The organism is Ectothiorhodospira sp. 9100 (genome assembly GCF_022227565.1).
In the GTDB taxonomy this organism is placed as follows: domain Bacteria; phylum Pseudomonadota; class Gammaproteobacteria; order Ectothiorhodospirales; family Ectothiorhodospiraceae; genus Ectothiorhodospira; species Ectothiorhodospira marina.
Genome location: NZ_JAJNAN010000039.1, coordinates 20925 through 28589, shown reverse-complemented (window position 1 = coordinate 28589; position 7665 = coordinate 20925). Strand labels below are relative to the sequence as shown.

General features: G+C 61.7%; 6 protein-coding genes. 2 read left to right on the top strand and 4 right to left on the bottom strand.

Annotated elements, in window-relative coordinates:
* Positions 1-64: 64 nt before the first annotated feature.
* Complete coding sequence (locus LPW29_RS11585; RefSeq protein WP_238628138.1) at positions 65-859, top strand: GNAT family N-acetyltransferase; 795 nt, start codon at positions 65-67, stop codon at positions 857-859.
* Positions 860-995: 136 nt separating this feature from the next.
* Positions 996-1814, top strand: coding sequence for a UDP-2,3-diacylglucosamine diphosphatase (locus LPW29_RS11580; RefSeq protein ID WP_238628137.1), 819 nt, complete (start codon positions 996-998; stop codon positions 1812-1814).
* Positions 1815-1847: 33 nt separating this feature from the next.
* Here the strand turns inward: LPW29_RS11580 and phoU are convergent, their stop codons facing one another.
* From phoU to LPW29_RS11560, 4 genes are read right to left on the bottom strand one after another with little or no spacing between them, the layout of a single operon-like run.
* Positions 1848-2588, bottom strand: a complete 741-nt coding sequence (gene phoU, locus LPW29_RS11575) for a phosphate signaling complex protein PhoU (RefSeq protein ID WP_238628136.1) — start codon at positions 2586-2588, stop codon at positions 1848-1850.
* Positions 2589-2640: 52 nt separating this feature from the next.
* The gene (pstB, locus tag LPW29_RS11570; protein WP_370642822.1) at positions 2641-3504 is read right to left on the bottom strand and encodes a phosphate ABC transporter ATP-binding protein PstB; all 864 of its coding nucleotides are present in this window, start codon (positions 3502-3504) and stop codon (positions 2641-2643) included.
* Between the two features lie 38 nt (positions 3505-3542).
* Positions 3543-5216: a phosphate ABC transporter permease PstA gene (pstA, locus tag LPW29_RS11565; protein WP_238628139.1), complete on the bottom strand. Its 1674-nt coding sequence runs from the start codon at positions 5214-5216 to the stop codon at positions 3543-3545.
* A gap of 23 nt (positions 5217-5239) precedes the next feature.
* Positions 5240-7540, bottom strand: a complete 2301-nt coding sequence (locus LPW29_RS11560) for an ABC transporter permease subunit (RefSeq protein ID WP_238628134.1) — start codon at positions 7538-7540, stop codon at positions 5240-5242.
* Positions 7541-7665 lie beyond the last annotated feature (125 nt).

Sequence of the window (7665 nt, the reverse complement as noted above, 5' to 3'; positions counted from 1 at the left end):
ACCAGGCTCACTGGGCGGGACACGGCACCGCTCTCACGCATGATCTCTTGGGAAAACAGACGATATGCAGACGGCGATCCTCAACGACAGTCAGTGGAACGTACCCCGGCATCAGCTTCGGGCCGAACTGGCTCGGGATGAGGCCGACATCATGGCCTCACAGCGGCTACGCTATCAGGTGTTTGCTGAGGAGATGGGGGCCGAATTGAGTCAAACCTCGGTGATCTGCGGCCTGGATCAGGATCGCTACGACCGCTACTGCCATCATCTGTTGGTCCGGGATACTCAAACGGGGGCGGCTGTGGCCAGCACCCGAATCCTGCTGGATCAGCAGGCTCGTCTGGCCGGTGGCTTCTATTCCGAGAACGAGTTTCAGCTGGGCGATGTGGCATACCTGAAGGGCCGGGTCATGGAAGTTGGCCGCACCTGCGTCCACCCCGAATATCGCAACGGCGCCGCCATTGGCGTGCTCTGGTCGGGGCTGGCCCAGTTCATGTCCAGTCATCGCGTGGATCATCTCATTGGCTGCGCCAGTATCCCCATGCACGATGGCGGCCGCCAGGCCCGTGCCATCATGGAGCGGTTGCGAGAAAAGCATCTGGTTCCCGAAGCACTGCGAGTCGAGCCTCGACTGCCGCTTCCGCCCGGTACGGCCACCTGGCCAGGGCAAACCGTCATGCCCCCCCTGCTCAAGGCCTACCTGCGCCTGGGCGCTCGCATCGGCGGTGAACCCTGCTGGGATCCGGACTTCCGGGTGGCCGATGTCTTCATCCTGCTGAACCGTGAAGACCTCCCCGCACGCTATCAACGCCATTTCCTGCGCGCCGTCCCCGCTGCAGACGTCCGACCGATGGTTTAGCGGGGCCCTGGAGGTCCCTGGGAATCCCCCGTTTTCGCATCTCGCCTTGATCGTCATGGGGATGCCATCTGCCGTTGATCCTGCGGTCATGTGACGCGCGGATAATCAATGCAGGTTTCAAACGGGGCATTCAGTCATGGGTAGCATCCACTGCCGCAGCATCTTCCTCTCCGATGTCCATCTGGGTACGCGTCAATCCCGAGCCGATTACCTGCTGGACTTTCTTGAGTCCACCGAGTGTGAGTCCCTCTATCTGGTCGGAGACATCTTCGACCTGTGGAGCATGAAACGCAGTGTCTACTGGAGCGCCGATCACAGCGCCGTGATTCAGTGCATCCTGGACAAGGCCCAGGCGGGCACCCGGGTGATCTACATCCCGGGCAACCATGACGAGGCCCTGCGGGCCTTTGTGGGCACTGTTGTCCAGGGCGTGAGCGTGCAGCGTCAGGCAGAACATGTCACCGCCGATGGTCGTCGCTTCCTGGTCAGCCATGGGGACGAGTTCGACACCCTGGTGAAGCACAACCGATTGGCCAAGGCGTTGGGTGACGGGGCCTACCAGGTGCTGCTGCGCATCAATCAGGCCTATAACGCCTGGCGCATGCGCATGGGCCATCCCTACTGGTCATTGTCCGGACACGTCAAAACCCGCGTGGGCAAGGCTCGGGAGTATATCCGGCGATTCGAGGAGGCAGCGGCCGGACGGGCGTCGGAGCGGGCCTATGACGGCTATATCTGCGGCCACATCCACAAGGCGGGGATCCAGCGCATTGATGGGGTGCTGTACTGCAACGATGGCGACTGGGTGGAGCATTGCACGGCACTGACAGAGGATTTTCAGGGCAATATCCGGCTACTGCACTGGTCAAACCATAGCCGGGAGGAGGCGCTGCACCCGGCGCCCGCTCTCACCCTCACCCCAACCCCTCTCCCGCCTGCGGGAGAGGGGCAATAACGCCCTTCTCCTCACAGGGGAGAGAAGTCTCAGCTACTCCTCGTTCTTGCCCTTCACATCCTCTCCCCGCGCGATGCGCTCCATCTCATCCAGACTGATGTGCCTGACGTCCTTGCCCTTGACCAGGTAGATCACATACTCGCACATGTTGCGGGCATGGTCGCCGACGCGCTCCAGGGCGCGGATGGCCCAGACCACATCCAGGGCGCGGGAAATGGTGCGGGGGTCTTCCATCATGAAGGTGATGTGCTGACGCATCACCGCCTCGTAATCCCGGTCCACATTGATGTCTTCCCGTGCGGTGGCCACGGCGGTGTCCACATCCAGGCGGGCAAAGGCATCCACGGCGTTGTGCACCAGCTGCGTTACCTTGTCTCCCAGGGCCTTCACATCATTGTACTGGTTACGTGGTCGATCCTTTTCCGCCAGGTGCAATGCCATGCGAGCCACCTTTTCGGCCTGGTCGCCGATGCGCTCCAGGTCGGTGATGGTCTTGATGATGGCCAGGATGAACCTCAGGTCACTGGCCGCCGGCTGGTGCCGCGCCAGGATCTCCGAGCAATGCTCGTCGATCACCACCTCCAGGCTGTTCACCCGCACATCTTCCTGAATCACCTCATCGGCCAGGGCCGTGTCCGCCGTGGCCAGGGCCTTCACGGCGTTGGCCACCTGCTGCTCCACCAGGGCCCCCATGTTGAGCACGCGAAGACGCAGGGTCTCCAGCTCTTCGTTGTACTTTTCCAGGTAGTGACCACCCAGACTGCTCTGATCCATCGCCTTATGCCTCAATAGAATGCTGTGTCATGTGTTGACCCTACCGGGGTCATCAGCCGTAGCGACCGGTAATGTAATCTTCCGTCGCCTTCTTGCTCGGATTGGTGAACAGGGTCATGGTATCGCCGTATTCCACCATTTCCCTCAGGTACATATAGGCCGTGTAATCGGAGACGCGGGCGGCCTGCTGCATGTTGTGGGTGACGATCAAGATGGTGTAATCCTCCTTGAGCTCGTAGATCAACTCCTCGATCTTGGCCGTGGAGATCGGGTCCAGGGCCGAGGCCGGCTCGTCCAGCAGGATCACATCCGGCTCGATGGCGATGGCCCGGGCGATCACCAGACGCTGCTGCTGACCACCGGAGAGGCCGAAGGCATTCTGGTTGAGACGATCCTTGACCTCGTCCCAGAGGGCCGCCCCACGCAGGGAACGTTCCACCACCTCGTCGAGTACCTTGCGGCTGCGCACGCCCTGCAGGCGAAGACCATACGCCACGTTCTCATAGATCGTCTTGGGGAAGGGGTTGGGCTTCTGGAATACCATGCCCACCCGGCGGCGCAGCTCGGCCACATCCACCTTGCGATCATAGATGTCCTTGCCCTCCAGGCGAATGGCCCCCTCGATGCTGCAGGAGTCCACCAGATCATTCATGCGGTTGAAGCAGCGCAGCAGGGTGGACTTGCCGCAGCCGGAAGGGCCAATGAAGGCGGTCACCCGGTTGGCAGCCAGCCTCAGGGATATGTTCTTGAGGGCCTGCTCTTCCCCGTAAAAGAGGTTGAGATTTTCCACCTCCAGAGCAATACGCTCATCCGAGAGTCTGAGGCGCTTGGCGTTCGGGTTCTCGAACAGGCTCGAGGCAATGCCATGGCTCGAAGCCGGGGCATTGTTGTCAGTCTGGGTCATTGTGGCATCCATTGGAGTCACTCTTTATGTATCGGACCTGGGGCGGTGGATCAATCGGATTCGCTGCGGTACTTCTCCCGCAGCCGGTTGCGAATACTGATGGCCGTGAGGTTCAGCATCACGATGAGTATCACGAGAGTCATGGCCGTGGCATAGACCAGTGGCTGAGCCGCCTCCACGTTGGGGCTCTGGAAGCCCACGTCATAAATGTGGAAGCCCAGGTGCATGATCTTGCGTTCCAGGTGGATGAAGGGGAAGTGGCCATCGATGGGCAGGGTCGGGGCCAGCTTGACCACACCCACGAGCATCAGCGGTGCCACCTCGCCGGCCGCCCGGGCGATGGCCAGGATCAACCCCGTCATCATCGCCGGCGTAGCCAGGGGCACCACCACCTTCCACAGGGTTTCCGCCTTGGTGGCACCCAGCGCCAGGCTACCGTGACGGATGGTGCTGGGGATACGGGCCAGCCCCTCCTCCGTGGCCACAATCACCACCGGCAATGTCAGCAATGCCAGGGTGAGCGAGGCCCAGAGCAGCCCCGGGGTTCCAAAGGTGGGTGATGGCAGTGCCGCCGGGAAGAACTGCTGGTCCACGGCGCCCCCCACAAAGTAGACGAAAAAACCCAGACCAAAGACCCCAAACACGATGGAAGGCACGCCCGCCAGGTTATAGACGGAGATACGGATCACTCGCAGCAAGGGGCCCTGTCGAGCATATTCCCGCAGGTAGATGGCCGCCAGTACCCCGAATGGAGAGACGATGATGGACATGACGAACACCATGGTCACCGTGCCGAAAATGGCCGGCAGGATACCGCCCTCGGTGTTGGCCTCGCGGGGATAACCACTGAGAAAGTCCCAGAATTGCGCCACGTACAGCCCCACCTTGGAGACCACCGACATGTCGTTGGGCTGGACGGCCCGGATGATCTGGCCGACCGGAATCTCCACCTCCCGGCCATCCATCACCCGACCCACCAGCGTGTCGCGACGCACGTCCTGATAAAGCTGATCCAGGCGCTGCTGCAGCACCGCGTACTCATCGGCCAGTTCGGCTCGCCGGGCCTCGAGTTCCACCATGGCCTCTTCCATGGAGGCACGATCAATGCGCCCGGCACGACGATCCATGTCAAGACGACGCTCTTCCAGCCGCACACGCTCCATCCGGTGATTGACGGAGCCGATATCTCCGCGCTCAATCCCGCGGATCTCGTCGAAGAGTTCATTGGCTCGATCAACCCGCTGTTGCAGTTCCGGCCAGAGGTTCTCACCCTCGGCCACCGTACGTCCCTCCTCCTTCAGGCGCACCGGATAGCCGTAGAAATCACCCCATTCACGTCGCTCAAGGCGCATCGCTTCCTTCGGGTAACGCCATTCGTCCATGCCCGTTTCCGGATACCAGACGAAGTCGCGGCCCCAGACGTCCCGATTACCCTGCTTGATCAGGTGGCGCGTGACCAGGTCGATGTCACTGGGGATGTCCACCCCTGCCTCGCGCATCACCTGCGCAGGAAGCGTCTGTGACCGGGACAGTTCACCCAGCAGCTGGACCTGTTGGCCATCCGGCTGTGTCAATGTGGTCTCAACGATGGGCGCTGGCCAGAAGTGCGAGAAACCTCGCACCAGGATCAGCGATAGCAGGCCCACCACCATGATCATGCTGATGGCAATGGCACCCGCGTTAAGCCAGATCCAGGGGGAGCCGCTTTTAAACCATTTCTTAATTGTCATTGGTCAGGATTCCGGGCCTACAGGTTGCTGTAACGCTGGCGCAGACGCTGGCGCACGATCTCGGCGGCGGTATTGAGCACGAAGGTGAGCACCAGCAGCACCAGCGCCGAGAGGAACAGGATCCGGTAGTGGGTACCGCCCACCGCCGTCTCGGTGAGTTCCACGGCGATATTGGCCGACAGGGTGCGCATGCCCTCAAAGATATTGAAGTTGATGACCGGCGTGTTGCCCGTGGCCATGAGCACGATCATGGTCTCGCCCACCGCGCGGCCAAAGCCCATCATCACGGCGGCAAAGATGCCCGGACTGGCCGTGGGCAGGACCACCCCCACCACCGTTTGCCAGGCCGTGGCCCCCAAGGCCAGAGAGCCTTGTGTGAGATGCCTGGGGACCGTATAGACGGCATCCTCGGCAATGGAGAAGATGGTGGGAATCACGGCAAAGCCCATGGCGATACCCACCACCAGGGCATTGCGCTGGTCAAAGCTGATACCCACGTCCGTCAGCCACTGCCGGGTGCTGCCATCGAAGAACCAGATCTCGATCAGCGGGCTTACCTGGATGCACAGCCAGACCATGATGATGATGGCGGGCACCAGAATGAGCATCTCCAGGCCCGCCGGGAACCGCAGACGAATCGCTTCAGGCATACGGGACCAGACAAAACCCGTCACGAGCATGAGCAACGGCAACAGGATAAAGATGCTGAATACCGCCGGCAGATGGGCCTCGACGAAGGGGGCCAGCCACAGGCCGGCGAGAAAACCCAGGATGACCGTGGGCATCGCCTCCATGACCTCCACCGTGGGTTTCACAAAACCCCGCAGATGGCGCTGCATGAAGTAGGCGGTGTAGATGGCGCCCATGATGGCCAGGGGCGTGGCGAACAGCATGGCGTAGAAGGCGGCCTTGATGGTCCCCAGAGTCACGGGAATCAAACTGAACTTGGGCTCGAATTCGTCCGTGGCCCCGGAAGACTGCCAGGTATAGGTGGGTTCCTCGCGACCCTCGTACCACACCTTGCCCCAAAGCGCGCCCAGGGAAAACTCCGGGTGGGGGTTCTTGAGCGTCATGGGGGTGACACCCCCGTCCGGACCCAGCATCAGCATGGCTTGATTCACCGGCGACAGGCCGATGGCCTGGATGGGCCCATCCAGGATGTCTTCCTGCAGGAGGGTGCGATGGGATGTGGCATAGTGAATGCTGAGCCCACCCGCGGCATCGCCCACCACAAACCCCTTGCGGGCCAGTTCCGGGGCGATGGTGGCAATGGCCGCCGGCTGCGGCTCGAAGCTGCGCACCTCTTGCAAGTGCCGCTCGTTGTTATCGTCCCGGACCAGGAACCATTGAGTCAGGGAGCCGTCCGAGCCGCCAATGATGACGGACTGGGTGCCCACCAGGAATTCCATGGTGGTCACCTGATGGCCCTCGTCCACCACGCGCACGCTCTCCACCAGCCGTGGGTTGCGCGGCTGCGACACGTCGTAATAGTGGAGACGAGATTGGTTGTCGGCAACAAACACGGCCCGATGATCAGAATCCACCAGCACTCGCCGGGCGACGCCGGGGGGTGATGGCAACTCATACTCGCTGCGGCTGATCTCGCTGTCGCCGGTGAACAGGTTGGTGGAGGTACGATACAGGCTGAACACCAGCCGGTTGTTTGCGGTCAGGGCAGCCATGGCGAATCCGCGCGTACCCTCTTGAATGGCCACCTGGATGAGCGGTTCCCCTGATGAGTCCATCACCACCGGTTCTTTGCCCAGGGGGAAGGTGAGCTTGGGCTCAATGTAGCGTGTGTCATCCGGGTAGGTCAGATCATAGTCGTGCCGTGCCACCACGGCCGTACCGTCCGACAGCCCGTAGGCCACCAGGCGCTGACGCGATTCAGCCGCAGAGAAGCCGGTGATGCGGGCCGTCGGCGGAATGGGCAACTCCACGGACTTGCGTACCGTGCCATCCTGCGTCTCGAAAAAGGTGGCGACCCCATCATCCGAGAAACGCACGCCAAGCTCCTCGTAACGCTCCATGGCCAGGTGCAGCGTTTGCGCGTCGGGCTCGCCGGGGATCTGGTAGCTCTCATGGGGCGTGACATCCGCCGACATGAGCAAGGGGGCCACCTCATAAAAGAGGTAGACAAAGATCAGGCCAAGGGCAAAAACAACACCGAGGCCCCCGGCGCCCACGCCATAACGGGAGACGCCGTCCTTGAAATAGCGCCACTTTCTCAGCCGGGCACGCTGGGTGCCACTGGGCAGGAGGGCCTCGCCCCGAGGGCTCCCACCGTCCTTGCCAATGGCCGCATTGGTTGTGCTCATGGTGATCGTCGTCTTATCAAGGGAGAAAGGCTGGCGACCCCGACAGGGGCCCACCGTGTTGGCGCCAACGGTAACTCAGGAAAATGACATTTCCATGACGGCGCAATGAAGTCGACACAATGGAA

Excerpts from the sequence above, each read along its gene's own strand:
- LPW29_RS11585 (WP_238628138.1), top strand. The coding sequence starts at position 65 with ATGCAGACGGCGATCCTCAACGACAGTCAGTGGAACGTACCCCGGCAT.
- LPW29_RS11580 (WP_238628137.1), top strand. The coding sequence starts at position 996 with ATGGGTAGCATCCACTGCCGCAGCATCTTCCTCTCCGATGTCCATCTG.
- phoU (WP_238628136.1), bottom strand. The coding sequence starts at position 2,588 with ATGGATCAGAGCAGTCTGGGTGGTCACTACCTGGAAAAGTACAACGAA.
- pstB (WP_370642822.1), bottom strand. The coding sequence starts at position 3,504 with ATGGATGCCACAATGACCCAGACTGACAACAATGCCCCGGCTTCGAGC.
- LPW29_RS11560 (WP_238628134.1), bottom strand. The coding sequence starts at position 7,540 with ATGAGCACAACCAATGCGGCCATTGGCAAGGACGGTGGGAGCCCTCGG.